23 protein-coding genes and 1 pseudogene are annotated in these 25,251 nt (G+C 66.3%); 10 read left to right on the forward strand and 14 right to left on the reverse strand.

Annotated elements, in window-relative coordinates:
* The first annotated feature begins 187 nt into the window (after positions 1-187).
* Both GKO32_RS32800 and GKO32_RS32805 read left to right on the forward strand, forming a co-directional pair.
* The gene (locus GKO32_RS32800) at positions 188-1,057 is read left to right on the forward strand and encodes an SMP-30/gluconolactonase/LRE family protein (protein ID WP_154760793.1); all 870 of its coding nucleotides are present in this window, start codon (positions 188-190) and stop codon (positions 1,055-1,057) included.
* Positions 1,057-1,809: an SDR family NAD(P)-dependent oxidoreductase gene (locus GKO32_RS32805; RefSeq protein ID WP_154760794.1), complete on the forward strand. Its 753-nt coding sequence runs from the start codon at positions 1,057-1,059 to the stop codon at positions 1,807-1,809. The genes GKO32_RS32800 and GKO32_RS32805 overlap by 1 nt, the downstream gene beginning before the upstream one ends.
* Here GKO32_RS32805 and GKO32_RS32810 read toward each other — a convergent pair.
* Complete coding sequence (locus GKO32_RS32810; protein ID WP_312868972.1) at positions 1,806-3,089, reverse strand: DUF445 domain-containing protein; 1,284 nt, start codon at positions 3,087-3,089, stop codon at positions 1,806-1,808. The two genes, GKO32_RS32805 and GKO32_RS32810, sit on opposite strands and share 4 nt — an antisense overlap.
* A 29-nt stretch (positions 3,090-3,118) precedes the next feature.
* On the opposite strand from GKO32_RS32810, the gene GKO32_RS32815 reads away from it, so the two are divergent.
* Positions 3,119-4,285, forward strand: a complete 1,167-nt coding sequence (locus GKO32_RS32815) for a pyridoxal phosphate-dependent aminotransferase (RefSeq protein WP_154760795.1) — start codon at positions 3,119-3,121, stop codon at positions 4,283-4,285.
* Here the strand turns inward: GKO32_RS32815 and GKO32_RS32820 are convergent.
* On the reverse strand, positions 4,282-4,833 hold the full coding sequence (locus tag GKO32_RS32820) for an RNA polymerase sigma factor (protein WP_154760796.1): 552 nt from the start codon (positions 4,831-4,833) through the stop codon (positions 4,282-4,284). The two genes, GKO32_RS32815 and GKO32_RS32820, sit on opposite strands and share 4 nt — an antisense overlap.
* Positions 4,834-5,175: 342 nt before the next feature.
* Here GKO32_RS32820 and GKO32_RS32825 point away from each other — a divergent pair, with 342 nt between their 5' ends.
* Both GKO32_RS32825 and yczE read left to right on the forward strand, forming a co-directional pair.
* A complete protein-coding gene (locus GKO32_RS32825) occupies positions 5,176-5,940 on the forward strand; it encodes a hypothetical protein (protein ID WP_154760797.1) in 765 nt (254 codons plus the stop codon).
* Positions 5,941-6,436: 496 nt separating this feature from the next.
* Positions 6,437-7,069, forward strand: a complete 633-nt coding sequence (gene yczE, locus GKO32_RS32830) for a membrane protein YczE (RefSeq protein ID WP_312868974.1) — start codon at positions 6,437-6,439, stop codon at positions 7,067-7,069.
* On the opposite strand, the gene GKO32_RS32835 is transcribed toward yczE, so the two are convergent.
* Positions 7,048-8,856, reverse strand: coding sequence for a laminin G domain-containing metallophosphoesterase family protein (locus GKO32_RS32835; protein ID WP_154760798.1), 1,809 nt, complete (start codon positions 8,854-8,856; stop codon positions 7,048-7,050). The genes yczE and GKO32_RS32835 overlap by 22 nt on opposite strands.
* Before the next feature lie 142 nt (positions 8,857-8,998).
* On the opposite strand from GKO32_RS32835, the gene GKO32_RS32840 reads away from it, so the two are divergent.
* Positions 8,999-9,760 carry a hypothetical protein gene (locus GKO32_RS32840; protein ID WP_312868977.1) on the forward strand — a complete coding sequence of 254 codons (762 nt, stop codon included), beginning with the start codon at positions 8,999-9,001 and terminating at the stop codon, positions 9,758-9,760.
* A gap of 1,329 nt (positions 9,761-11,089) precedes the next feature.
* Here the strand turns inward: GKO32_RS32840 and GKO32_RS32845 are convergent.
* Entirely contained in the window at positions 11,090-11,539 is a 450-nt protein-coding gene (locus tag GKO32_RS32845) for a nitroreductase family deazaflavin-dependent oxidoreductase (RefSeq protein WP_154760799.1), read from the reverse strand.
* A 126-nt stretch (positions 11,540-11,665) separates the two neighbouring features.
* On the opposite strand from GKO32_RS32845, the gene GKO32_RS32850 reads away from it, so the two are divergent.
* Positions 11,666-12,358: a TetR/AcrR family transcriptional regulator gene (locus GKO32_RS32850; RefSeq protein WP_154760800.1), complete on the forward strand. Its 693-nt coding sequence runs from the start codon at positions 11,666-11,668 to the stop codon at positions 12,356-12,358.
* Here the strand turns inward: GKO32_RS32850 and GKO32_RS32855 are convergent.
* The 6 genes from GKO32_RS32855 to GKO32_RS32880 form a co-directional block, all read right to left on the reverse strand.
* Positions 12,339-12,944, reverse strand: coding sequence for a dienelactone hydrolase family protein (locus tag GKO32_RS32855; protein WP_376766025.1), 606 nt, complete (start codon positions 12,942-12,944; stop codon positions 12,339-12,341). The two genes, GKO32_RS32850 and GKO32_RS32855, sit on opposite strands and share 20 nt — an antisense overlap.
* The gene (locus GKO32_RS32860) at positions 12,941-13,582 is read right to left on the reverse strand and encodes a phosphoribosyltransferase (protein ID WP_154760801.1); all 642 of its coding nucleotides are present in this window, start codon (positions 13,580-13,582) and stop codon (positions 12,941-12,943) included. Before GKO32_RS32860 ends, GKO32_RS32855 begins: the two co-directional genes overlap by 4 nt.
* A 224-nt stretch (positions 13,583-13,806) precedes the next feature.
* Positions 13,807-15,459 (reverse strand): tryptophan 2-C-methyltransferase, encoded by a 1,653-nt coding sequence (gene tsrT / locus GKO32_RS32865; RefSeq protein WP_154760802.1) that lies wholly within the window; start codon positions 15,457-15,459, stop codon positions 13,807-13,809.
* Positions 15,460-15,520: 61 nt separating this feature from the next.
* Entirely contained in the window at positions 15,521-15,826 is a 306-nt protein-coding gene (locus GKO32_RS32870; RefSeq protein ID WP_154760803.1) for a helix-turn-helix domain-containing protein, read from the reverse strand.
* Between the two features lie 54 nt (positions 15,827-15,880).
* Positions 15,881-17,005: an AraC family transcriptional regulator gene (locus GKO32_RS32875; RefSeq protein ID WP_312868975.1), complete on the reverse strand. Its 1,125-nt coding sequence runs from the start codon at positions 17,003-17,005 to the stop codon at positions 15,881-15,883.
* A gap of 21 nt (positions 17,006-17,026) precedes the next feature.
* Complete coding sequence (locus GKO32_RS32880; RefSeq protein WP_154760804.1) at positions 17,027-18,394, reverse strand: tryptophanase; 1,368 nt, start codon at positions 18,392-18,394, stop codon at positions 17,027-17,029.
* Positions 18,395-18,566: 172 nt separating this feature from the next.
* On the opposite strand from GKO32_RS32880, the gene GKO32_RS32885 reads away from it, so the two are divergent.
* From GKO32_RS32885 to GKO32_RS32895, 3 genes are all read left to right on the forward strand, one after another.
* Positions 18,567-20,252, forward strand: a complete 1,686-nt coding sequence (locus tag GKO32_RS32885; protein ID WP_312868976.1) for a bifunctional diguanylate cyclase/phosphodiesterase — start codon at positions 18,567-18,569, stop codon at positions 20,250-20,252.
* Between the two features lie 179 nt (positions 20,253-20,431).
* Complete coding sequence (locus tag GKO32_RS32890; protein ID WP_376766027.1) at positions 20,432-20,635, forward strand: GntR family transcriptional regulator; 204 nt, start codon at positions 20,432-20,434, stop codon at positions 20,633-20,635.
* A gap of 280 nt (positions 20,636-20,915) precedes the next feature.
* Positions 20,916-21,569: a GNAT family N-acetyltransferase gene (locus GKO32_RS32895; RefSeq protein ID WP_154760805.1), complete on the forward strand. Its 654-nt coding sequence runs from the start codon at positions 20,916-20,918 to the stop codon at positions 21,567-21,569.
* Here the strand turns inward: GKO32_RS32895 and GKO32_RS32900 are convergent.
* The 4 genes and pseudogenes from GKO32_RS32900 to GKO32_RS39495 form a co-directional block, all read right to left on the reverse strand.
* Positions 21,566-22,795 (reverse strand): alanine racemase, encoded by a 1,230-nt coding sequence (locus GKO32_RS32900; RefSeq protein WP_166459799.1) that lies wholly within the window; start codon positions 22,793-22,795, stop codon positions 21,566-21,568. The genes GKO32_RS32895 and GKO32_RS32900 overlap by 4 nt on opposite strands.
* Complete coding sequence (locus tag GKO32_RS32905) at positions 22,789-23,673, reverse strand: AraC family transcriptional regulator (RefSeq protein ID WP_154760807.1); 885 nt, start codon at positions 23,671-23,673, stop codon at positions 22,789-22,791. The genes GKO32_RS32900 and GKO32_RS32905 overlap by 7 nt, the downstream gene beginning before the upstream one ends.
* A gap of 61 nt (positions 23,674-23,734) precedes the next feature.
* The gene (locus GKO32_RS32910) at positions 23,735-24,703 is read right to left on the reverse strand and encodes an AraC family transcriptional regulator (RefSeq protein WP_154760808.1); all 969 of its coding nucleotides are present in this window, start codon (positions 24,701-24,703) and stop codon (positions 23,735-23,737) included.
* Between the two features lie 449 nt (positions 24,704-25,152).
* Positions 25,153-25,251: pseudogene (locus tag GKO32_RS39495) on the reverse strand (IS982 family transposase); the annotation flags it as partial.

Below are 25,251 nucleotides of genomic sequence, written 5' to 3' on the forward strand. Positions count from 1 at the left end.
GAGTGAGTTACCCACAGAAGACCCTGTGGATAACCCCCTTTGCTGTGGATAACTACCCGAAACCGCAGCTCACAGCATCGGGATGTGTTCACCCAGGCGGCCTATTGGCTTACCCCTGTGGATGACGCATCTCCTCTGATAATATGAAACGAGCATTTCACCAAGAGAACCGACCGTGGTGGTGACAGTGGCCGGAAAGCATGCCCGCGGCGTCGCGGCGGAGGCTCGCCCCGTGCTCGCGGCGACGTCCGAACTCGGCGAATCGCCCCTGTGGAGCGAGACGATCGGGCTGCGCTGGCTCGACGTTCCCGGCCAGCGGTTACATACGCTCGGACCCGACGGCAAGTACAGCTGTGTCGCCTTGTCGGCCCTGACCACGGCCGTCGAACTGGGCCCCGGCGCGGAGCTGCTCGCGGTGACCACATCCGGGTTCGGCTGGCTGGATCCGGCGACCGGTCACGTCGAGCAGTTCGCCGACGTCGTGGCGGAACCCGTGACGATGAACGACGGCGGTATCGACCCGAAAGGCCGGTGCTGGGCCGGATCAGCCGTGCGCGACGGGAGCCGGCGCGGTGCGCTGTACCGCCTCGACGGCACGGAAGTCACCACACACCTGGACAAACTTTCGATGTCCAACGGGATCGACTGGTCGCCCGACGGCCGCGTGCTCTACCACGTGGACAGCACGGCGGGCACCGTCATCGCGTGGGCGTTCGACCTCGGCTCGGGCGAGGTCGGCCAGCCGCGCCTGCTGTGCCAGGTCCCCTCGGAGACCGGCCTTCCGGACGGGCTGACCGTCGACGCGAACGGCGACATCTGGCTGGCCGTGTGGGGCTCGGGCGAAGTGTGGCGGCTCGACCCGAAAACCGGCCAGACCACCGCGATCGTCGACGTACCAACGGAATGTCCGACGAGCTGCGCGTTCGGCGGTCCTGATCTGTCCACTTTGTACATCACGACGGCACGCAACGAAGGCGAGCCGGGCGGCGGGCTGCTGTATGCCGCCGACGTGCCTGCCGTCGGCCGCCATCCCCATCGATTTTCCGGAGGTGCCTGATGCGCGTCGCACTGGTGACGGGCGCGTCCCGCGGGATCGGCGCCGCTTCGGCACGCCGCCTGGCCAGGGACGGGCTGGCAGTCGCGATCAACAGCCATCCCGACGGGGGCATGGTCGCACAGGCCAAGGAAGTCGCGGAGGACATCCGGTCCGGCGGCGGGGTGGCCGCCGTGTTCGCCGCGGATATCACCGATGCCGGCGCGGTGGAGGACATGTTCACCGACTGCGAGCAGCAACTCGGCCCGGTCGGCGCGCTTGTACTCAACGCCGCCGCGACCGGACGGCTGCCGTGGGACGAGATCACCGAAGACGCCTGGGACAGGGTGTCCGCGGTGAACCTCAAGGGCGCGTTCCTGTGCTCCCGCCGGGCATTCGGCGGCGTGCGTGGGCGCGACGGCGGTGCGGTCGTGACAGTCAGCAGCGTGCTGGCCAAGCTCGGCGCGCCGCAGTCATTGCACTACACGACAACGAAAGCCGGGATCCTGGGCTTCACCCGCGCGCTCGCCCGTGAGCTCGGACCACGCGGGATCCGCGTCAACTCCGTGATGCCGGGCGCGATCCAGACCGAGGAGGAGCTGGAATCCTTCCCAGATCAGGAAGAAGCGCGCCGTAAGACGCTGCGCAACCAGATGCTGCAGCGCCGTGGTCTCGCCGAGGACATCGCCGGCGCGGTCAGCTTTCTTCTGGGCCCCGACAGCGGTTTCATCACCGGCCAGACCATTTGTGTCGACGGTGGTTGGGTCCTGCTCTAGAAAACCGCCTGGGCGATGGAGTAAATGATCAACCCGGCGAGGGCACCGACGACCGTGCCGTTGATGCGGATGAACTGTAGATCCCGGCCCACCTGAAGCTCGATCTTGCGCGAGGTTTCCTCGGCATCCCAGCGCTCCACGGTGTCGGTGATGATCGTGGTGATCTCGCGGGAGTAATTGGTGACCAGGTACGCTGCCGCGCCTTCGATCCAGCCGTCCACCTTGGCGCGCAACGGATCTTCGGAGGTGAGGCGCTCGCCGAGGGTGACCAGGCCGTCACGCACCCGACGGCGCAGCTCGCTCGACGGGTCCTCGGCCGCGGTCAACAGCATGCTCTTCGCCGTGGTCCATGCCGAACCGATCAACCGCTGCACATCGGGGTGCTCGAGGATCTGCTGCTTGACCAGCTCGGCCCTCGCCATCGTGTCCGGGTCCTTCTGCAGGTCCTGGGCGAACTCGCCGAGGAACTTGTCCAGCGCGAGGCGCATCGGGTGGTTCACGTCGGTCTTCACGGCCCACGCGAACGACAGCACCTCGCCGTACACGCGGTCGGCCAGCATTGCATCGACGAACTTCGGCGACCAGCTCGGCGCCCGCTCGGACACGACCCGCAGCACCGTGTTGTGGTTGTCCCGCACCCACTCGTATGCCCGGTCGCACACCAGGTCCACCAGTTTGTAATGCGCACCGTCGGCGAACACTTGCTCCAGCAGCTTGCCCAGCGGCGGCCCCCACGGCTGGTCGACGATCCGGCGCACGATCGCCTGCTCCAGCACCGCCTGCACGTCCTCGTCCCGCAACACCGTGACCAGGCCGCGCACGACCGTAGCCAGCTCGGAGGTCACGCGTTCGGCGTTGTCGCGCTGGGAAACCCACTCCCCCAGCCGGCGCGCGATGTCCGCGCGGCCCAGCTTGTCCCTGACCACCTGTTCCGACAGGAAGTTCGTGCCGACGAAGTCGCCGAGGCTCGAGCCCAGCGCGTCCTTCTTGTTCGGGATGATCGCGGTGTGCGGGATCGGGATCCGCAGCGGATGCCGGAACAGCGCGGTCACGGCGAACCAGTCGGCCAGCGCGCCGACCATCCCGGCTTCGGCGGCCGCCCGCACGTACCCGACCCAGCCGGTCCAGCCCGCGGCCTCCGCCCAGCTGGTGAGTGCGAACACGATCGTCGCCCCGGCCAAGAACGAGAGGGCGACCAGTTTCATCTTCCGCAACCCACGCCGTTTCGCCTGCTCATCGGCAAGGCCGCCGGGCGGGGCGGCAAGGGTTGTTTGCTCCACACCCCCATTGTCCGTGAGGATCGTCGATTATGCGCGTACCTGCTCTCGTCCCCCGCCTGCGACCGTTCACTTCGACCATCTTCGCCGAGATGACGGCGCTCGCGGTCCGCACCGAAGCGATCAACCTCGGCCAGGGCTTCCCGGACACCGACGGCCCCGAGGGCATGCTCGACGCGGCGAAGGACGCACTGTACGGCGGGGCCAACCAGTACCCGCCCGGTCCCGGCCGTCCCGAGCTGCGTGCCGCCGTTGCCCGGCATCGAGCGCGCTACGGGCTCGACTACGACCCGGACACCGAGGTCCTCGTGACGGCCGGTGCGACCGAGGCGATCACCGCGGCGGTACTGGCGCTGACCGAGCCCGGCGACGAGGTGATCGTGATCGAGCCGTACTACGACTCGTATCCCGCGGCGGTCGCGATGGCCGGCGCCACCCGGCGCGTCGTGCCACTCGTGGCCGGCCAGGACGGCCGATTCGTGCTCGACATCGCCGCCCTGCGCTCCGCGATTACGCCCGCGACCAGGGCGATCCTGGTCAACTCGCCGCACAACCCCACCGGCACCGTGCTCAGCGACGTCGAACTCGCCGCGATCGCGGATCTGTGCGTGAAGAACGACATCATCGCGATCGCCGACGAGGTGTACGAACACCTGGTCTACGACGAGGCGGCGCACCACCCGCTGGCCACGTTCCCGGGGATGCGCGAGCGCACGGTGTCGATCTCCAGCGCGGGCAAGACGTTCAACTGCACGGGCTGGAAGATCGGCTGGGTCTGCTCGACCCCGGAACTCGTCAGTGCGGTGAAGGCGGCGAAGCAGTTCATCACGTTCGTCTCGGGTGGCCCGCTGCAACCGGCCGTCGCGCACGCGCTGGACCACGAGCTGCCGTGGGTCAACGGGCTGCGGGATTCCTTGTCCGCCAAGCGTGACCGGTTGTCCGCGGGGTTGGCGGAGGCGGGGTTCACGGTGCATCCGAGCTTGGGCACGTACTTCGTCTGCGCGGACGTACGCCCGCTCGGTTATGCGGACGCGACCGAACTCGCCTGGCAACTGCCCGAGCGGGCCGGGGTGGTCGCGGTACCGGTCAGCGTGTTCACCGACCATCCGGACGAGTGGAAGCACTTGCTGCGGTTCGCGTTCTGTAAGCGCGACGAGGTGCTCGACGAAGCCGTCGCGCGGCTGCACAAGCTGCGCTAAGGATGGTGGTAGCCCTGCTTTTCCAGTGCGCGGCGGAGGCCGTCGAGCGCGCGACGGCGCAACGGGCCGACGGATCCGGCCTGGATGCCCAGCTTGGCGGCGATTTCCGCGTGAGTGAACCGGTCATCGCCGCACAGCAGGTGAATCAGGTCGCGATGCCGGTCGGGCAGGCGTTCGACCGTTCGCCACAGCACGCGATCCCGCTCGGCGGCCAGCAGCTCCTGTTCAGGTGAGTGCGCCGGATCGGCGGGTTCCTGGTGCGGGCCGGGGAACTCCCGCCGCCGCGCCTTCAGCAGGTGCAGCGCGTGCCGGCGCGCCGTCGTCGCGAGCCAGGACGGCAGACGCGCCGGGTCACGCAGGCCGGCCGGCCACTGCAGGAGCTTGAGCCAGGTGTGCTGATAGATGTCGGACGCGTCGGTGTCCCCGAGCCGGTAGGACCGGACAATCCCCAGCACCAGCGCGGAAAACGCGGGCGCCAGGATTCGCCACGCCCGCTCGTCACCGCCGATCGCGCGCTCGAGCAGGTCGCGGAAATCGACCTCCGCCATGTCGTTCACCTTTCCGCCCCGACAACTACTCCACGTGACTGCGACGCGACATTTCGCAATCCGGCTCCAGCAAAAGTGCAGCTCACAGAGAAATTGAGTAGTCATACTCAGCGACGAACCCGATTTGTACCCGCGCACGGTGCTACCCACAGTGATCATTGTCTGGTTAGATGGACGCAAGCCGGTGGCTCCGTTCGGCCGTCTGGGGTGGATCGGACGCCGTAGAGGTGAAAGACTCGCCACCGGTGCTAGAAATGGGGCCTGCTCCATACAGTGGATGACCAGGTCGAACAGTTCATCGACAAGATCAATTGAGCACTTGCCCCGGATGGTGGTGATGGCGTGAGGGATGCGGAGGTCCCGCAGCGCCTCGTTCCGTCGTGGGGCAGGGTTCTGCTGGTCGCGGGTTTCGCGTTCGCCGGCTGGCTGCTCGCCGGACTGCTCGGCAGTGCCGTGGCCTCGGCCGAGGAGCCACCGCAGGCTGACCGGCCCGCCGCGGGACAGGCCGGCGGCCTCCTCGGCGGCCTGCTGACCACGGTCACGACCACCGTGCAGGAGCTCACCGCCACGGTGCACACGACCGTCAGCACGGTGACCAGCACCGTCACGACCACGGTGACCGAGACGACCAAGACCGTTGTCGCACCGGTCACGTCGGCGCCCGCCCGAACCACGGCGCCGGCCCCGGAAAAGCACAAGACCACCACACAGTCCCGCGTCGACCCAGTCGTCACGGAAAAACCCGTCCTGCGGCAGGTTCCGCGGCCCGCGCCGGTGCGCGCGGTGACCGTCGCGTCGCAGCCACCCGTCGGGCACAAGCAGCAACCGGCGCGGCCGGCCGCCGTTCCGCCGGTTCGGCAGGCACCCGTTTCCGAAAACCCGGTACAAGCGATGACGGACCCGCCCGCGCCCACGCCGAGCACGCCGGGCGGGCAGTTCGGCAGCGCCGTCGCGGCGCACGACACAGGCAACAATTCCAAGCACCCGCTGGCGATTCTGGGTGCCCGCGGCGGCGTCGCGCAGTCGGCGCCGATAGGTGTTCCCCGCAGGCACGCGCAGGCAGGCAACAGCCGTGAAGCGGCGTTGCCGACTACGTCTCCCGACTGACGCCGCCTCGGCTTCACGGGCGGCCCGCGCCCAAAACAAGATCAACTTCAGCACTGAGGGTTTTCCAAGCCGACCAAAGTAGGCAGCCCCATCAGCCGGCTTGCCTTCGCCGATCGCCGTGACTCCCGGCCGGCTTGGTCACGAAGGGCACCATATGCACTCCAACAAGCTTCCCGGACGGCCGACCGTGTCAGGCCGGTCCGGGCTCTGGTCCCGGTGCCGCGTTGCCCTCGCGGCGCCGGGACCGACAGGCACGCCTCAGGTCGTGCTCACCGCGCCGAGCACGCCCACGATGCGCGCCTAGCCGCAGGATCCGCCGGCACGTCGAGGGGCGGTGCCGGCGGATCCTGGCGGTACAACCGACAGCCGGTGCGCCGGAGATTCCATCCGGCGCACCGGCTGTTGTCATGTCTGGCCACTGTGGACAGTGCGCCGGATGGTCAAGTTTTGCTCAGCGGGTCTGGCTCACCAGGCACGCACCCCGCACGATCACACCGTGGCTTCTATCGAACTCGGTCCGGTACGGGCGAACGTCAACCCCCAGCGCCGATTCCCGCAACTGCTGCTCGGCCTCATTCTTTTCGGCACCAGCACGGCCATGATGTCCAGGGCAAGCCTGGGTTTCGCCTCATGGGACGTGCTGCATGACGGGCTCACGAAACGCACCGGGCTCACGTTCGGCACGGTCACCGCGCTGACCGCCGTCGCGGTGCTACTGCTGTGGTTCCCGCTGCGGCAGCGGCCTGGAATCGGCACGGTACTCAACGTCATCCTCACCTCGGCCGTCGTGGACCTCGTGCGTGCCGTGCTCCCGCAACAACACAGCCTCAGGACACAGATTCCGTTGCTGGTCGGCGGCATCGTGCTCAATGCGCTCGCCACCGCGTTGTACATCGGCACCCGGCTCGGCCCCGGTCCGCGAGACGGCCTGATGACCGGCCTGGTCGCGCGGACCGGGTTTTCCGTCCGGCTGGTGCGCAGCGTGATCGAAATCCTCGTGCTGGCAACGGGTTGGCTGCTCGGCGGCAGCATCGGGCTGACGACCGTGCTGTACGTCGTCGCGATCGGCCCGCTCGTGCAGGTGTTCCTACCGCGGGTGGCGTGGCGTCACCGTGCGGTGAGGAACTGATCGGGCCGCAGCGCCCGCGACACGATCCGGGTATCGCCGATCCAGCCGTAGAAGCCCTGGTCGTACCGGCCGCCGCCCTGGGTGCCGCCGATCGCGAAGGGTTTGCCGACCGTGCTGATCCCGTTCGAGTCCAGGCTCGCGTTGCGGGCGATCTTCGAGCCGTCGACGTAGATCGCGGTGTGGTGGCCGTCGTTGACGACCGCGACGTGCGTCCAACGTCCGGGCGGCAGGGCGTGGCTCCAGCAGGTCGGGTCGTCGTTCTGGTTGACCGGGTAGACGACGAACTGCAGGAACCGCTCGCTGGTCACGTTGAGGCTGCACGGCGCGTCATCCGGGGACCAGCCGCCGTCCTTGCCCGCGTCACCGGCACGGCCCTCCCAGCTGAAAATGCCCATCCAGGCATGGTCACCCTCGAACGGCTCGGGCAGCTTGATGAACGTCTCGAGCGTGTAGCCGTTCTGGAACTTCATGGTGGCCAGCGGCGCGCTCGCGCTGGTGTGCAGCACCGCGCCGCGGTTCTTCGCGCCGTCGAATCGGACGCTGCCGTGCGCGGGCTGGGCTTCGTGGAACTCGGCGGAGTACTTGAGCACGTCCGGTCCGCTGGTGCCGATCCGCTGGACGGTGAGGTCGTTGCCCTGACCGCTCAGGTCCCGTGCGGCGGTGGCGGCGTCGCCGTCCTTGCCGTCGAAACGCCAGTAGGCGACGGTGCCGGGCAGCAGCACCGCATTCGGTGGGAGCGGTGGGATCGGCGTGCCGGGGAAGCGGTGGTGGAAGTCGAGCTCGACGGTGAAGCGGTCGACATCGCCGCTCAGCTCACGGGTTTCGGCTTCGAGCGTGGACGGGTTGCGCTTTTCCAGCAACCACGGTGAGAACGTCTCGACGTCGATGGCGCCCGTGGCCAGGTCGAACGTGTAGTAGCGGATCATGCCGGCGCCGCCGTAGTAGCGGTCCTGGTAGTTGGTGATGTGCAGGTGCACCGGGTTGCCGTGTTCATTGGTCTGGACCGTTCGGCCGGCGGGCCAGTAGTGGCCGCCCATGGCGAGGAAAATCTGGTCGTAGCTCCGGATCAGGCCGTCCCACAGGTGCCGGCCGTTGTCCGAGATCGTCGCGCTGCCGTCGTCGTTCGGCGAGACGATGTCGTGGGTGGTGAGGATCGTGGGCACGCCGGGGTTCTGGTCGAGCACTTGCCGCGCCCAGGCGAGGCCCTCGTCGGAGGTGCGCCAGTCCAGCGCGAGCACGAGCCAGGTCCGGTCGGCGGCGCGGAAGACGTGGTAGGTGTTGTAGCCGTCCGGGGAGGCGCCGCGGAACGTGCTGGAGCGGGCGAAGCGGCGGGGACCGAAGGTACGCAGGAACGGGGTGTCGCCGCGCTGGTCGTCACCGGACACGTCGTGGTTGCCGGCGAGCACGCTCCATGGCAGTTTTCCTTCTATGGTGCGGAAAACGGGGTCGGCCGAGGCCATTTCGGCTTCAGTGCCGTGCTCGGTGACGTCGCCGAGATGGGTCATGAAGACGATGTTGTCGTCCTGGCGCCGCCGCAGCAGGTATCGCAGCGACTCGCGCACCGGTTCGGGGTCGGTGCCGCCCTCGTCGAAGAGGTATTGAGTGTCCGGCATGACGGCGAGCGTGAAGCGGGCGGCGCTCGGGTCGGCCGGGTGGGCGGACTCGGTGGCTTCGGCTGCGGTGTTGCCGAGGGCCAGCGAGGACGCGGCGACCGCGGCGGGGGTGCCGACCGCGGCCTGCAGCAGTGCGCGGCGGCCGAGGCCGCGGGATCTCGGGGTGTGATCCATGGGTTTCCTCCTGGGGTCCGGATTCGGCCTCAGTCTCGTGATCATGGCTGGCCCCATGGTGAAGCGAGGCGGAACGTTGCGGAAAGCGGTGGCGACGGCCCGCGGTCTGCCGGACGGTGGTGACGGAAGTACGCTCGGCCAGGTGCCCACGATCAAGATCGCCGAGCAGGCGGGCGTCGGCATCGACGGGAAGCCGAGGCCGACCGAGGATCATGTTGTCGTGCTCGAGAACGCGGTGCTGTTGCTGGACGGTGCCACCGCGCCGAGGCCGGATCTGCCCACCGGTGGCTGGTACGCGGGGCTGCTCGCGGCGGAGTTGGCGCGGGTGCTGCGGGCTAGGCCGGATGAGGATCTGCGTGCCGTGCTGGCCGGTGCGATTGCCGCGGTGGCGGCGGCGAATGGGTTACGTGCGGGCGCTTCCCCGTCGAGCACGGTGGCGATGCTGCGGTGGAGCAGCGATCTCGTTGAGGGTCTGGTGCTCGCGGACAGCCCGATCGTCGCGTTCGGCCCGGACGGTGCCGAGCCGCTGACGGACGACAGGCTGGCGCAGCTGCGGCGCAAGGGAAGCCTCAACACGACTGCGGATGCCGAGGCGCTGCGTAACCAGCCCGGCGGGTTCTGGGTCGCGGAGGCGGACCCGGCCGCTGCGGCGCACGCAGTGTATCGGAGGTGGCCGCGCGGTTGGTTGGACGCTGTTGTCCTTGCCTCAGACGGCGTTTCCACCGGAGTGGACGACTATGGGCTGTTCGATTGGGACGAGTTGCTGAGCACCGCTCGCAACCGAGGGCTGTGCTCTGTGCTTGAAGCAGTGCGCACAGCCGAGAGCACCGATCCGCATCGCGAGCGGTGGCCGCGGCCCAAACTGCACGACGACCAGGCCCTGGTTTTGGCGGATTTCAGCTGACGGGCGGCTCGGGATCGCGGGGCCGGGTCTCCGCGAAGGCTGGTCTGCGCTCGAAGCAGTGCCCGCGATGGAGAGCACCGGCGGCGACGGAGAGCATCGCTCTCGATTATGGGCAGTGATCCACCTAAACATCCGCCCAACCCAAGCACTCGCCTGTGACCTGAGGAAGCACCACGACTACCCGTGCTCACCCTCGCCAATTCCCGAAGCAGCGTGCACATCCGAGAGCACCGATCTGAATCGAGAACCGTGGCCGCAGCCCTAACGCCACCACCGGGCACTAGTTGTAGAGAATTGCGGCTGAGCCCGCTCGGGATCGAGCCTGCGCTTGTCGCGGGCTACTCGCGAAGCAGTGCTCAAGACCGAGAGCAGCGCCGACTGCGGAGAGCGCTGCTGGCGATGGAGAGCAGTGCTCTCGATCATGGACAGTGACCCTTCTCGAATTTCCCCGAAACCCAAATACTCGCCCGGGGATCAGACAGCACCACGACACCTCATGCTCACCGTCACCGACTGCCAGAAGCAGCGCCCACATCCGAGAGCACCGATCTCGATCAGGAACGGTGGCCGCGCCCCAACTGCACGACAACCAGGCCCTGGTGGCGGACCAAAGCGGCGGAACGCCGCTCCGAAGCAAGAGCCGGTGTCTGCTCTCGAAGCAGCGCACGCGGTGGAGAGCAGCGCACGCGACGGGGAGCAGCGCTGCCGATAGAGAGCGCTGGTGGCGGCCGAGAGCACTGCTCTCGACTGTGCGCGGTGCCCCGATCTCGAACCTTCCCTGGAACCAAAACACTCGTCCGGGGATCAGGAAGCATCACGACGCGTGCTCACCGTCACCGACTGCCAGAAGCAGCGCCCACATCCGAGAGCACTGATCTCGATCAGGAACGGTGGCCGCGCCCCAACTGCACGACAACCAGGCACTCGGATGTTGCAGGTTTCGGAGGAACACCGCTCCGAAGCAAGAGCCGGTGTCTGCTCTCGTAGCAGCGCACGCGGTGGAGAGCAGCGCTAACGGCAGAGAGCACCGTTGACGGCAGAGAGCGCCGCTCTCGATTGTGGGCGGTGACCCGGCCTTGAAATCCTCCGGGGAGCCCAAAAAGGCGACCTCCACACGCAACCTGCGTCCATCGGACGCAACCTCCGGTCGTCCCCGAGCTTCTCGCGATGCCGCCACGAGAACGGATGGGAGTCCTTTGTGGACAATAAGTCCACCAGCAAACCCGGTTTGCCCCACCGAACCAGCTCCTCACCACCCGGTGACGGGCTTCCGCCGACACACACCCCTAGCCGCGAATCCTTTGCACCGCAAGGAATCGCCGGCCGGGGTCACTTCACCGTGGTGACCCGGAAAATCGGATAGCCAGGCGCGATTTCCCGCAGCTTCTCGTCCGAGGCGGTGGCATCGACGCCGTCGAAGAACATGCCTACTTCCCACTTCCAGCGCCTCAGGTATTCGCGCAGCACGGCAGGCTTCTGGTCGTCGACTAACTCACTCGGGGTGAAGCGCTCGACTCGACGCCCGACGCGCAGCTCTCCCTCCCCGGCGACACGCAGGTTACGCACCCACTGCGTCTCACCCCGAGGCGCGACGAGGTATTGCTTGCCTTCGTACGTCAGCAGGTTGACCGGAGTAGAGCGCAGGTCACCGCTCTTACGGCCGCGAACGTACAGCACCCGGCTGCCCAGCAAGCTCACCCCGCGCTTCGTCAGCCACTGCACGGTCTTGTGCATGACGGCCTGCCCCTTGCCTGGCTTGATGTAGCGAACGTCGTTCATCAGATCACCTCTCACTTTAGAGAGCAGTGCTCTCGCTTGAGATCAGTGCACACCACCTGCCGCGATATGTCAAGAGCAGTGCTCTCGAATTTGTCCAGTGCTCTCGAAAGTGGCAGACTGTCCCGCATGACCGCCATCAGGACCGCACGGGATCGCGCCCGTGCCGAGCTGACCCAGGAAATCAAGAAGGCTGCCCGGCGCCAGCTCGCCGAGGTCGGGGCCCAGGGGCTCTCACTACGCGCCGTCGCACGCGAGCTCGGCATGGTGTCGTCCGCGCTCTACCGCTACTTCCCCAGCCGTGATCATCTTCTCACCGCATTGATCATCGACGCCTACAACGCTATCGGCGAGGCCGTGGAAAAAGCCGACAAGCCCGCGGAAAACCCGCGCCTGCGCTGGCACATCTGCTGGGCCGCGGCGCGCGCCTGGGCCAGGAAACATCCCCACGAGTACGCGCTGATCTACGGCTCACCGATCCCCGGCTACCAAGCCCCGCAGGAGACCGTCGGCCCGGCCGCGCGCGTCGCGCTGGCGCTGATCGCCATCGCCTCCGCGTGGTCACTGCGCCCCGCCTTCCCCGGCCGCCCGATGTCACCCAAGCTCGAGGAGCAAGCGCGAGAGGTCAACGACATAATCGGATCGGACCTGCTGCCCGACGAGCTCAGCCGCCTGATCATCGCGTGGACCCAGCTCTTCGGCACGATCAGCTTCGAGCTGTTCGGCCAGTACGCCAACACCCTCGAGCCCGCTGACTACCTCTTCACCTACACCGCCGACCAGCTGGCGGACTTCGTCGGCATCACCGGACGTGACGGCTGAACCAGGCTGCCGCCAGCTCCGCGACCGCCTCCAGCGCACCGGGCTCCTCGAACAGGTGCGATGCGCCGGGCACGATCCGCACCTCCGACGACCCGCCCAGCCGTGCGGCGGCTTCCTCGTTGACCCGCTGCACCTCGGCGTCCTTGCCGCCGACGATCAGCAACGTCGGCGCGCTCACCCGGGGCAGGTACTCGCCCGCGAGGTCGGGCCGCCCACCGCGGGAGACCACCGCCTGCACCAGCTCCGGCCAGGTCGCGGCCGCCGCGAGGGCCGCCGCCGCGCCGGTGCTCGCGCCGAACAGCCCGATCGGCACACCCCAGTCCCGGTCCCCCAGGACCCGCAACAGCCGGCACGTCAGCAAGTCGATGTCGAACCGCCGGTCGTCCTCCCGCTCGGTGAGCAGGTCGAATAACAGCGTGCCGAGCCGGTGATCCTGCAGCGTCTTGGCGACCGCGATATTGCGCGGGCTGCGCCGGGAACTACCTGAGCCATGGGCGAAAACCACGATCCCGGTCGCGTCGGCCGGCATGGTGAGATCGCCGTGCAGTGGCTCGGCGCCGACCTCGAAGACAACGGGAACCGTCACGCCGGCCCCAGCAGTTCGATCACTTCGTCGTCGGTGGTCTGGGTGAAATCCGCGTACCACTCGCCGATCGCCCGCAACTCGTCCGGCGTAAGGAGACACACCACCTCGTCCACGTCGCCCTTCAACCCGGCCACCGCGTCCAGCGCACCGACCGGCGTCGCGAACACGAGGTAACGCGGCCCCTCCGCGCGGATCGCGCTCGCGGCCGCTCGCGCGGTCACCCCCGTCGCGAGCCCGTCGTCGACCAGGATGACGTCGCGCCCGGCTCGTGGCTCCGGCGCACGCCCCCGCAGGTAGACCTCCTCGCGCCGGCGCGCCTCAGCCTGCTCCGCGTCACGGGTCGCCACCAATTCGCCCGGGCTGATGCCGAGCGCGCTAAGGGTACGCATCGCATACGTCGCGTCACCGGTCGCGGTCACCGCGCCCACACCGAACTCCGGATGCCCTGGTGCGCCGATCTTTCGCGCCACGGCCACATCCAGCGGGGCGCCGAGCGCTTCGGCGACGCCATGTGCGACAACAACTCCGCCGCGGGCGAGGCCGAGCACCAGCGGGTCATGCCAAACGCGCCGCCGGAGCTCCGCACCCAGGTGCAGACCGGCCGTCCGCCGGTCGGGAAACACCCGTCTACGCCTCATCGTTGTTGGATACCCCCGGTCGACCGGGTGCACACGCGTCCTAAATGGACAAAAATCCGGCCCGCATGGACTGGCCCCTTCGACGCTGAAGCGACCGGTCCACGCGGGCCGGAGCCACTGGGAAGCGGCTACGCTGCCTTCGCAACTGGCCCGAGGCTACCCAACGCCTGCCGTCATGCGAATACCCGTTTTGAAATCGCAATCTCAAACCGCCGGCCGGGTGATTACGCCACGCCACGCATGATCTCGTGCCGGCGCGGCCAGTGGGACCAGAACGCACCGGTGTAGCCCAGCTGATTGAGCTTGAGCAGGAACGGATTGTCGGCGTAGTTGTTGTCGTCCTCGGTGAGCCCCGGCAGGGTCGGCAGCATCACGCGGTAACGGTCCGACTCCGGAACGAGGTCCCACAACAGCTGAACTGTGTTCACCCAGCGGCCGTTGGGCGCGGCGACGGTTCCGGAATCTTCCGGCAGCAGTGGGGAAAGGTAGTAGACCGGCCGGAATCGGCCGGCGTGGTCGAACACGAACTGCCGCTCGTACTCGACCACGCTCGCGCATTTCGACCGCGGTTTCAGGATGATCGGCTCGGTCGCGGTGTCGGACTGCAGGCCCGGCACAGTCCGCTCCCCGTCACATTGCGCGGCCAGCTGAATACCCAGTGGCGAATAGGGAAACGCCCGTATGCCGAGGCTGTATCCGGCGACGGTGACGTTCAGGGCGAGGGTTTCCCGCACCGCTTCGGTGATCGTTTCGAGTGTCTCGCCCGGCATGCCGAGGAGCACCTCGACCATGACCGGCACATCATATCGCTTTGTCATCGCGACGACCCTGCGCACGTCCTCGAAGGAGTAATAGCGGCGGCCCTTGGCGGTGACCTTCCAGTCGTCGAGCAGGTCGTCGGTGACGTGGTCAGGCGCAAGGTTGATCCCGGCACAACCGGCGCGCACAAGAAGTTCCAGCAACTCCTCGTCGAAAGGTGTTGGCTGGGCGTAGATCCACAGGCGCAGCTCGCGCAGCGGCGACGCCGGATCGGCCTCCCGGCGCCGGATCACCTCTCGCAGCACGGCTTTGGTGTGCGCGATCGCCAGGTTGAACTCACTGTCCGTGGTGTGCAGATCGAGAACACCCTGTGCGCACAGCATTTCCATCTCGTCCACCACGGCGTCGACGGCGCGGCGAGTGAAATGCGTACCCTTCGCGTCCGGCTCGACGCAGTGCGCACACGCGTAGGTGCAGCCGTTCTTGGTGAGGATGTTGCCGAGGCCACCGCCGCGGTAATACCGCAGGTTGTCCACTTTCCACGGCACACCGGATCTGCGGGTGTACTTGGTGACGGCGTTCAGCGGACTGAATGTCACACCTTTCCGCGAAATGGTATAGGCCACTCTGTCCACCCGGCCGCTACCGCGGTTCACCAGCAACCCGGGCACCGTTTCCGGGGACTGCCCGGAAAGCAGCGCGTCCGCCAGCCGCACGATGATGTTCTCGCCCGGCCCCTTCACGCCGAACGGGATACCAAAGAAATCCATCAGCGCGAACGGCATCGAGGAGAAACCCACGCCACCGGCTACGATCGGCGCCACCGTGGCGGCGTTGATCTCGGCGACGATCGCGCGGTGATCATCGAGGAAAACTCGTTGCTGTTGCGCGTAAATCGTGTCGGTGTTCCGCACCGTCACGCCGACCAGCAGCGGGTCGTGCTCAGCGAAGTACTCCCGCAACGCCGCCCGCCAGTCCTCACGACGGAAGGTCAGGTCGACGACATCAACGTCGTAACCCGCGGATTCCAACGAGGTGGTCAGAATATCGAGTGCATAAGGTGTGATCGGTGGATGGACCAGATTCGGATTGACCAGGGTCACCAGTGCGCTACCCATTTACTCCCACTCCCAGCCAGGCAACCGGCTCTCCCGTCGGAGAACGTGCGCCTGGGCAGGATCAGGACGCCAAGCCGATTCGTTGCTTCCGGGTTACCCGTGCGGACAAGCGCAACCGGTCGGGTTCGATTTCCAGGACGTCACTGAGCCATTGTTGCCAGTACGGGCCGGGCACCCTTTTCCCGCGCTCCCAACGGGAAACCTCGTCCCGGCCGAGACTGTCGTTTCCGGACACCGAAACCAACGCCTCCGCGAGGCCATACTGAGTCAGCCCGAGCTCGCGGCGAGCCGACCGGATCAGCCGCCCGATCGGTTCATTGTCGCTGGATCCGAGATGAGACCCCACGTTGTTCTCGCGGGTCAACATGGGTTCGACCTTAGGTGCAGGCCGCATGACCGACGATCCGTTTCGCGACCAGTCTTATCCTTTTCGTGCATGCCGGCGACTGAGAGTCTGTTTCGGCGACTCCCCGAATCGCTCCCGGTACACGGCGGCGAACCGTCCATGATGTGCCATCCCCCATTTGCTCGCGATCTCGCCAACAGTCGTCGTGTCGTGCTGGGCCGCGCTCAGCTCGTCGTGCACGCGCTGGAGCCGGACGCCGCGAAGGTATTCGCTGGGCGAGCTGTCCAGCTGTTCACGAAAGGCTTTCTGCAGCGCGCGCACGCTGACTCCCGCGTGCTTGGCGAGACTCGCCGGCGTGTGCGCCCACTCGGGATGACCTTCCATGATGTCGATGGCGATGCCGAGCAGTCGTGACGGAACCGGGCGATCGTCGCGGTGGAGCATCGCGGTGTAGTTGTGTGGCTGCGAAAGCAGCAAGCCGGTGATGACACTTTGCTCGAATTGCTCCATCAGCAACGGATGCGTCAGCAGCGTCTCGGGATGGTCCAGCTCGGCGATCCCGTGCCGCAGCGTCGCATACCAGCTGCGGGCGTAACCCTTGGTGACGTCCATACCGAGCTCGAACCGGATCGGCTCGCGAAGCGCGCCGTCGAGCATCTCCGACAGTTTCGCTTCCACAGCGGCACGTTCGATCCGGACGACGAGGTTCTCGCAGTCGCCCGAAAGCCTCATCTGCAACGACGATGTCGGCGACGCCACCGCCACCCGCTGAGCATCTGTTTGTGCCTGTTCGAAACCACTCCGATAGTGACCTTTTCCGACATGGGGTATCAAAATCGCGAAGAACGAGCCGAGTTCACCGGGATTCACCCGGGTGTCCCAGCCATAGGAGACGTAAGTTATCGCTATATTGCGTAAACGTCGGCAGTGCATCCGTGCGTGCAGTCGAGCCTGCCGTCCCACCACATACATTTTGTGTGGGCACAAGATCTTGCCGACCTTCTCCCGCGTATCGTCGAGGTCTCTGGACTCGAACAGTTTGTATCTTTCCAGTGGTAACGATGTCATTGTCCCGGGCGTCGCTTTTCGATCGGGGTCCTGGCGATGTCGACTCCCACACCTCCAAGATAACTCTGGAGCTTTTCGCACAAGAACAGTACCGACAAACGGGTGTATTTTGCTGACTGCAACTTGCAGCATGGCAAGAAATGGCGAAGAAGTTTAGGCAGGTTCAAGCACGGCGGTGAACTGCCGCATCGCGCCCCCTTGCCGCAGGATGCGATATCCCCGCAGCTGAGCGGCCTTCGATGCCACCACCTCGGCCACATCGACGACGTACTCCAGGTGACTGGCCGTGTACACGCGGCGAGGCAGGGCAAAGCGAACCAGCTCACGCGGCGCCGGGAGGTCCGGACCACCGTCGTGCCCCGGCTTCCCGAACACCAGCGTACCGAGCTCGGACACCCGTATCCCGCCCGTCAGGTAAAGCTCATTGGCGAACGCGGTGGCCGGCAATGCTTGTGGTGCAACGTGTTCGAGCAGTAGCCCAGCATCGACGTAGACAGCGTGACACCCGGTCGGTTGCAGCACGGGCAATCCCGCCAGTTCGAGCTGCTCGCCGAACCACCTCGCGGATTCCGCGCGGTAGCGAAGGTATTCCGGCTCCAGTACTTCCAGCAGCCCCTGCGCAAGCGCTTCCAGATCGCGGCCGGCGAGCCCACCATAAGTGGGAAACCCCTCGAACGCGATGACCTGCTCCGCGCAACGGCTCGCCAGCGCGGCGTCGCGAAGAGCGATCAAACCACCGATGTTGGCGAGGCCGTCCTTTTTGAGACTCGCCCAGCAGCCGTCCGCGAGATCGAACATCGTGCGTGCGATCTCGTGCGGTGTCGAATCGGCGTAGCCCGCTTCGCGCTGGGTGATCAGGTATGCGTTCTCGGCGAACCGCGACGCGTCGAGGAAGAGCGGAATCCCATGCCTATCACAGAGTCTCCGGGCACCGGCGATGTTGAGCAGCGACACCGGCTGGCCACCGTTGGCATTGTTTGTGATCGTCAGCACAACGCACTTGACCCGCGAGCCGGAGTTGCCGTCGAGCAACTCGGCGAGCGCGTCGAGATCGAGGTCACCGCCGAACGGGTTCAGTATCCCTGCATACGACGGCACGGGCAGGTCCAGCGCTTCGGCGTCGGCCGCTTCCACGCTCGCCCTAGTGCTGTCGAAATGCGTGTTGCTCACCGAAATGTCGCCGAGCCCGAGCAGCTGCCCGAGCACTATCCGCTCCGCCGCTCTCCCCTGGTGCACCGGCAGGATCTCCGAAAACCCGGTCAACTCGCGCAGCACGGATTCGAAACGCTCGAAAGAATTCGCGCCGGCGTAGGACTCGTCACCGGCCATCAGCGCGGCCCACTGGGCTGCCGACATGGCGGCCGTCCCGGAGTCGGTCAGCAGATCGATGGTGATCTTCCGCGCAGGCACGCGGAACAAGTTGTACCCGGCGATGGCCAGCGCTTCGTGCCGCTCGTCCGGCGACGGAAACGGGATCGGCTCGACGGCCTTGATACGGAACGGTTCCATGAAAGATGGCATGCGGATCTCCTCGCCCCGAGGGAAGCCCAACCCCTCCAGGTTGGCCGTCCCTGCGCGCCGGCACCAGAGGCCAGTCCAGCGCAGCGAAACCGCGCGACTACACCGAGACAAGTGACTCATGCCACATGAATGAGCGGCGCGAAAGCGTGCCACAAAAGGCGAAGATCGAGGCGTGGAAGTCGCGATCGAGCAGGTCAGCTTCGCGTTCCAACCGCTGTACAGCCTGCACACGGGCGGCATCGTCGGGGTCGAGGCACTCGCGCGCCCGGCGTCCGGCCGGGTGCAGGAGCTGCTGGCGCACGCCATGCGGAAAGGCCGGCTCGTGAAGGTGGACGCCTCGCTCGCGGCCCGCGCCGTCGTCGAGGAGGCCTCCTACGAAACCCTTCTCCCCCTTCACCTCAACCTGACCGCGCAGTCGGCCGCCGCGCCACGACAGGTGCTCGATCCCCTGCTGGAAACGCTGGGCACGACCGGCAGGCGCCCTCGCGAGGTCGTGCTCGAAATCGGTTCCCCATTTCATCGTGTGCCCGCCAACGCACTGCTCGATGGCATCGCGCACTTCGCCGAACTCGGTTTCCGCATCGCTTTCGACAATGTCGGTCACGGCGACATCCCGCTCAACCTTCTCGCCGACGCACGTCCCGATCTGATCAAACTGGACCGGACCACGTTGCATCGACTTCCGGAGGACCGGGCGGCGGTCGCGCTCGTCGAGGCGCTCTGTCATTTCGCGGCGCGTACCGGTATCCGGCTCGTCGCGACCGGAATCGAGACCGAGGATCAGCTGGCGACCGTGCGACAGCTGGGCATCCGCATCGTGCAGGGCAATCTGTTCGCACCGGCACGAGAAGGTGGGGTGCCCACAGCGGGACTCGACGACGTCGACGGTGTGCCGGTTCGCGTGTCTACCGCGAGTCCGCGTGTCGACGACTTCCTGCACGCTCCCACCACATTGCCCGCTGAGTCCACTTGCGACGATGTCCGCAAGGTCCTGCTCGACCAGGACGCGCCGACCGGGATCGTCGGCGTGGACCCGGAAAACCGGCCGATCTGGTCGATCGACCGTGCTCGCTTCCTGCTCGATCTGACCGGCCCGTTCGGGCATGCGTTGCACGCCAACCGGCCCGCCGCCCGGCTCGCCGACCCGCCGCGCACGATCCGGTCCGGTGCCGGCGCACTCGAACTGCTCGACCTCGTCACCGAAGCCGAACTGGACCGCACCGGTGACGACATCATCGTGGTCGACGCGCAAGGGCATTGTCTCGGCGTGGTGCTCGTGCACGAGCTGATCCGCGAGGTCGCCGAAATGAAGATCGAAGAGGCGGCGGCGCTCAATCCGCTCACCCGGCTGCCGGGCAGTGACGCGGTGGCCCGCGAAGTGGACCGACGACTCGCGTCCGGGCATCCGATGGTCGTGGCGTGGCTCGACGTCGACTCGTTCAAGCGCGTCAACGACACCGCGGGTTTCGCCGCCGGAGACGATCTGATCCGTGCGCTCGGGCGCACACTGTCCGATTTGAACACGAAACTGCCCAGCGTCACGGTGAGCCACGTCGGCGGGGACGACTTCCTGATCGCCTGCGACATCGACGAAATCACCACGGTGGCCGACACCCTGCTCGACGCGCCCTGGGCCGCTGACGGCATGCCGGTCACGGTTTCGCTCGCGACCGTCGTGTGCACGGGTGCGATGGCGAAGTCCTATCGGGAGGTTTCCCGGTTGCTCGCCCCGCTCAAGAAGTCCGCCAAGGGCGTCCGCGGATCGAGCTGGGTGAACGGCTGGACAGGTTCTGATCGCGTGGCGATTCTCCGTGGCCGGCCTGTTCCGGCTCGACGAGCAATTACCCCCACCCACTAGGGTGAGGACCCAACGCATTCAGCCAAGATATCCACAGCCTTGCTGGGGCGCGCATTATCGCGCCCTGCCGCAGAAAGGCGCACCCGCGAGGATAGTGCTGCTCAAGGCAGATCTAGCTTGATCATGTGGGAATTCCGAAATTCGATCCCACCGGAACACCGGGATACGTCTACGAAATGATGGCCGAGCATCTCGCTGCCCGGATCGAGGCGGGCGAACTCGCGCTGAATACACCCTTGCCCTCGGAACGGAGGCTTGCACATGAATACGGGGTCTCACTGGGAACGGCCCGACGCGCGACCCGTCTTCTCCGTTATCGGGGACTGGTTGTCACGATCAGGTCGAAAGGAACTTACATAGCCGACCCGCGCGGTCTGCAGTAGTGAATAAGCCACACTCACCCATGCGGGTATTTTTAGCGCGCGCCGCAAGCAGCGCGGCAAGCCTCCTTCGCCTGAGAGGTGATCTTAAAATCCCAGCTCCGGGCTTTATCCAACCTCTGGCGGTAGAATGTTTCATGTTTGGCCGATATGGTGACGACGATGCATCTCGCACGCCACCCGTTGACTGTCGACGCGGACGTGGCTAAGACGTTGCGGATGACCGCAATCCGCGCTCGCGCGAATGCACGTGCAACTCCTGCCCGGGAGCGGTGAGCGAGCGATGGTTCCAGACCTTCCCGCCAACCCGCTGGCGATCGAGCTGACACTGTCCCATCGGCGGTTGTGGTGGCAGATCGACGACGAAGACGAGTTGCCCGAGCAGTGGCACGCGTCCGCGGACATCTCGGCCCTGGACGTATGTCCGGAGGGGTTGCGGCACGTCGGTGACGTCTCCCTGGTCATCGCCGATTTGACCAAGGAACGCAATCTGCTCGATTCGGTCGTCCTGGGCGAATGGGCATTGGAGTTCATCGCGGAGACCGTGATCGACCCTGACGCTGGCAAGCTGCATCCCGAACTGGACAAGGAAATCTCACCTGGTCCGCCGCGGATCGTCATTTTGCGCCGAGTCGAAGTGGTCGAAGGCTGGCGCGGGCACGGCCTCGGCGCGGCACTGGTGGCCAGCGCCATGCGTATTCTCGCGCCCGACGCGCGGATGGGCGCCTGCCGGGTCTCGCCGCTGGACTTCCCGTACCCCGGCGATCGGGTGGCCTCGGAGCTGGCCAGCGTGCGTGCGGGGGCCATGCTCGAACGCATCGGTTTCCGGCGGTGGAATGGCGTCCACGTGGTCGATTTGCGTGATCCGGCACTGTTGGACGCGCGGATGGAGATCCTCGACCAGTGGTGGCCCGAGTCCGACAGCAGTGAGCGTTAGAACAAGGTCTGAACGGTTCCACAAAGGACATACGAGTCGTCCATGACGGGGAACAGCCGCCATTTGTCGAACGTCGTGCACGGGTGCGAGATACCAAACCCGACCCGGTCACCGACATCGAGGTCACCACGGAAATAGGCATGCTGGTCGTTCAGGGCCGTCAGTTCACCCGGCGGCGCCGGTTCGATCACCGCAGACGCGCGGCGGATCCGGTGCAGCGGCACGGGAAGGCCTGCATCGACACCGGTATCGCGCTTGCCGAAGTCGAGGATGGCCAGACGGGGTTCCGGTGTGGACAGTACCCGGCCCCACAGCTCCAGGCTCGGCTGGAACGGGAGCGTGTCGTACTCGGTCGCCACCAGCTCGCGGAAGCGTTGGTAGCCCAGCGAATCGTGCACCACGTAACAACCGCTGCGCAGCACGACCCGCACCGAGCCGTCCCGCTGCCAGGAGTTCCCCAGTTCCGCCGCAACCAGTTCAGGGAACGAGCTGCCGCCTACTGTCACCACGAATTCGGTATCGACCATTCCGCGCAGCTCGTCAGCCGTGTCGCGCAACCGGCGCAGGAACGCGCGAACATCCGCCAACAGCGGAGCGTCCAGAGCACCGCTGATGACGCCCTCGAAGCCGCCTACTCCGGCCAGCCGCAGCTTGCCGGAGACCGCCACGCGCTCGGCGAGCAGACGCGGCGATTCGCGCACACCCGCGCGGCCGCCGCGAACGCCGAGTTCGAGGATCACCGGCAGCGCGCGGCGACTTTCTCGTTGTGCCAGTTCCTTTTCGAGGATGTCGACACCGTCGAGCGACTCGACGTAGCAATAGCAGGTGAACTCGGGGTCGGCGTCCATTTCGGTGCTCAGCCACGCGATCGCCTGAGGGTCGACGAGTTCGTTGGCGAGAATGACGCGCTGGGCGCCGAGTTCGCGGAAGGTCCTGACCTGGCTCGGCGTCGCCAGCGTGATCGCCCACGCGCCGTGCGCCAGCTGGGCATCCGCGATCTCCGGTGACATCGTGGTTTTCACGTGCGGCGACAGCGAAATCCCGTGTTCTTCGCAGAACTGAGTCATCAGCTCAAGATTGTGCTCGAACTCGGTGCGCTTGAGCACCAGCACAGGCGTGAGAAAATCGTCGAGCGTACCGGAAAGTGCTCGCGTCGGCCGGCCGGTCGCGGAGATGGGGAACCCCTTGTGTTCCACGCCGATGGTTACTTCGGGAATCCTCAGCACACATTGTCCTTTCCCCTGCGGCGCCAGGTATCCCACGGCCATTCGGAGAATCGCTCTTGATACCACCGGTACAACATCGCCTTGTCCCGGAATCCACATTGTTCGGCCGCCTCGCGCACCGAGGAACTCTGGCCACTCGAAAGAATCTGGCGGAGACAGTCGAGCCGGACGCCTCGCAAGTACACGTGGGGTAGTTCGCCGGCTTCCTCGAAGGCTGCGACCAGTTCGGCGAGCGACACCCCGGTGCGCCGCGCATAGTAGCCCATCTCCTTACCGGCAAAGGGTTCCGTGGCCATGAGCAGTTTGGCGAACTCGGCCAGATCGTTCGCGTGCTTCGTTTCGACTCGGCCCGAGTAGCTGTGCTGCTGGTGTTCGAGGACCCAGTCCACAAAGATCTCCTCGAAACACCGGTTCAACCGGGTGCCCGGTGAGCCGGCGATGAAACGCGTGAGCCCCCTCGTCACGGTGTCATCGATGCCACGCAACAGTGTCACCGCTGGAGCGAACGAGACGAGGCCTTCGGGCGGGTGTTCGCGCAGACGTGAATGCAGTAGTGGGCGGGCAATCCGCATGATCCGTACCGTGCTGTGGGCCACCCACTCGATTTCGAACCGCTGGTGCGGGCCCGCGGCCAGCAGTGAGGTGGGGCCGGCTTCGAGATAGCGGCCGCTGTGGCAGCACACTGTCCGTCCACTGAGGACAATGGCGACGAGGTAATCGGTCTGGGGTTGCACAAGTTCGAGCGACGCCCGGCAACCGGCGGCGAGCTTGCCGGCACGCAGCCGTGTGCTCGCCCCCGGGCTCAGGTGTCTGGCGAACTTGTGCCCGGGTCTGATGTGCAGGAGGTGCGGCCCCAGTAGGGCGTCCTCTTCAACCATCTCACCACCGTACCGTTTGTCGGAATTGACGTTTCAGATTAGAGGTGACCGGCAAGCGTGGTCAATGGCGAAGCAGGGTCTCGTTCGGTGCCTCACCGAACTCGCGCTGGTAACACCCTTGAAAGCCGGCCAGGGTGAACCCCCAGCGCCGCGCGACCTGCTCGACCGTCACGTCGGCCTCGCCCGTGCACAGGTCTGCGTGTGCCCGGCGCATCCGGACATGGAAGAGGTAACCGTGCACCGTCGTGCCGCAGTATGTCTGGAAAGCGGCGCCGAGCGCGAGAGCGCTGACGCCGAGGGCGCGGGCGAGCGAGCAGTCGGTGTGAGGCCGGTCAGGGGTCTCGTCGAGGACGGTCATCGCCTGCCGCACAGTACGCTGCGGGGCCGGTTCCGGTGCCGCGTCGAAGATTTCGCTGTAGGTGTTGGGCTGGCTGCGCAGCAGGCCGATCGCCAGTAGCTCGAGCAGATGCGGACCCGAGAGCCGGCGCCGCGGAATCCAATCAGGACGGCTAGCCCGCCGGTAGCACAATGCCAGCAACTGAAACCACAACTTCTGCGGTTCCAGCTGGATGTTCATGCCAAGGTCGAAGCGCAATGGCCGGATGACTTCGGCACCGATCAGCGCGTTGAGCGTGTCCAGCAGAAAGGGCCAGGACATTTTCGTCAGCATTACCTGTGCGTCTGCCGACAGCTCCATCCGCATCGGCTCGTCCGCGCGGCTCACCAGCATCAGGCCGGGCGTCGTATCGATCTCCTCGACGCCACAACGAACGCGGGCCCGGCCGCGCACGGGTAACTGCAGCGCGATGAAGTCCTTGGTGCAGCCGGGATCGACCCACATCGCGGTGCGATAGTGGACGTAGTTGAGCGTGACGTCGCCGAGCGCCAGCGAATTCATCTGCGCGTCGAGCACCCCACCGCGCTCGCGGATACCGAGCTGGTGCGGACAAAGGACCTGGCTCACCCGGGTACGAACATCGTCAAGATCCGTTGACCGGAACAGTTCATGTCCGTGCAGCGGTAGCGCCATTTTTTTCGCACCTCCGGGCGCGAGCCAAAGGAAGAGTCGACTGCGACGAGGCTTCCAATGCTACGCTGTTCCGCTGAGAAAACAAGGTGTTTCGCTCAGCGGGAAGCCGAAGCTTATCGGCGGCGCGGTTTGTTTTCGTAGTAGGCGACGCAATCAGCGGGGTATTGACCTGGCCTGCGCGGAGTCCGCCACAGCGTTGATCAATTCCTGCGGCTGCCGGAACACGAACATTCCATTGCGCAGATGACAGGCGTCCACTCACTGAACTCCTGGTGTCGCGGACACCGGCCCCGCCGAGATGGGTGCGCATGTCAGGCAGCGCGCTGCACAACCGCGTCGCGCGCGTACGCGGCGAGCCCGGCGCCCGCCGGATGTCTCCCAGGCCCACGATGCTTTTCAGCGCTTCGCCGACCCCGGCAGGCTAGACGGTTGATTCCGTGAAGTTGGTGTTAGTGGTCGTAGGCGGTGAGTGATCGTTTGCTGGTCAGGCCGGTGTTCCAGTTGTGCCAGATGCTTGCGGCCATGGCGAGGAGGCGTTGGGCGACGCG

The sequence above is a fragment of the Amycolatopsis pithecellobii genome (genome assembly GCF_009707865.1).
Taxonomy (GTDB): Bacteria; Actinomycetota; Actinomycetes; order Mycobacteriales; family Pseudonocardiaceae; genus Amycolatopsis_E; species Amycolatopsis_E pithecellobii.

Excerpts from the sequence above, each read along its gene's own strand:
- tsrT (WP_154760802.1), bottom strand. The coding sequence starts at position 15,459 with ATGGGTAGCGCACTGGTGACCCTGGTCAATCCGAATCTGGTCCATCCA.
- GKO32_RS32850 (WP_154760800.1), top strand. The coding sequence starts at position 11,666 with ATGACCGCCATCAGGACCGCACGGGATCGCGCCCGTGCCGAGCTGACC.
- GKO32_RS32845 (WP_154760799.1), bottom strand. The coding sequence starts at position 11,539 with ATGAACGACGTTCGCTACATCAAGCCAGGCAAGGGGCAGGCCGTCATG.
- GKO32_RS32860 (WP_154760801.1), bottom strand. The coding sequence starts at position 13,582 with ATGAGGCGTAGACGGGTGTTTCCCGACCGGCGGACGGCCGGTCTGCAC.
- GKO32_RS32895 (WP_154760805.1), top strand. The coding sequence starts at position 20,916 with ATGGTTCCAGACCTTCCCGCCAACCCGCTGGCGATCGAGCTGACACTG.
- GKO32_RS32875 (WP_312868975.1), bottom strand. The coding sequence starts at position 17,005 with ATGCTGCAAGTTGCAGTCAGCAAAATACACCCGTTTGTCGGTACTGTT.
- GKO32_RS32870 (WP_154760803.1), bottom strand. The coding sequence starts at position 15,826 with ATGTTGACCCGCGAGAACAACGTGGGGTCTCATCTCGGATCCAGCGAC.
- GKO32_RS32905 (WP_154760807.1), bottom strand. The coding sequence starts at position 23,673 with ATGGTTGAAGAGGACGCCCTACTGGGGCCGCACCTCCTGCACATCAGA.
- GKO32_RS32880 (WP_154760804.1), bottom strand. The coding sequence starts at position 18,394 with ATGCCATCTTTCATGGAACCGTTCCGTATCAAGGCCGTCGAGCCGATC.
- GKO32_RS32820 (WP_154760796.1), bottom strand. The coding sequence starts at position 4,833 with ATGGCGGAGGTCGATTTCCGCGACCTGCTCGAGCGCGCGATCGGCGGT.
- GKO32_RS32910 (WP_154760808.1), bottom strand. The coding sequence starts at position 24,703 with ATGGCGCTACCGCTGCACGGACATGAACTGTTCCGGTCAACGGATCTT.
- GKO32_RS32835 (WP_154760798.1), bottom strand. The coding sequence starts at position 8,856 with ATGGATCACACCCCGAGATCCCGCGGCCTCGGCCGCCGCGCACTGCTG.
- GKO32_RS32805 (WP_154760794.1), top strand. The coding sequence starts at position 1,057 with ATGCGCGTCGCACTGGTGACGGGCGCGTCCCGCGGGATCGGCGCCGCT.
- GKO32_RS32890 (WP_376766027.1), top strand. The coding sequence starts at position 20,432 with ATGGCCGAGCATCTCGCTGCCCGGATCGAGGCGGGCGAACTCGCGCTG.
- GKO32_RS32815 (WP_154760795.1), top strand. The coding sequence starts at position 3,119 with ATGCGCGTACCTGCTCTCGTCCCCCGCCTGCGACCGTTCACTTCGACC.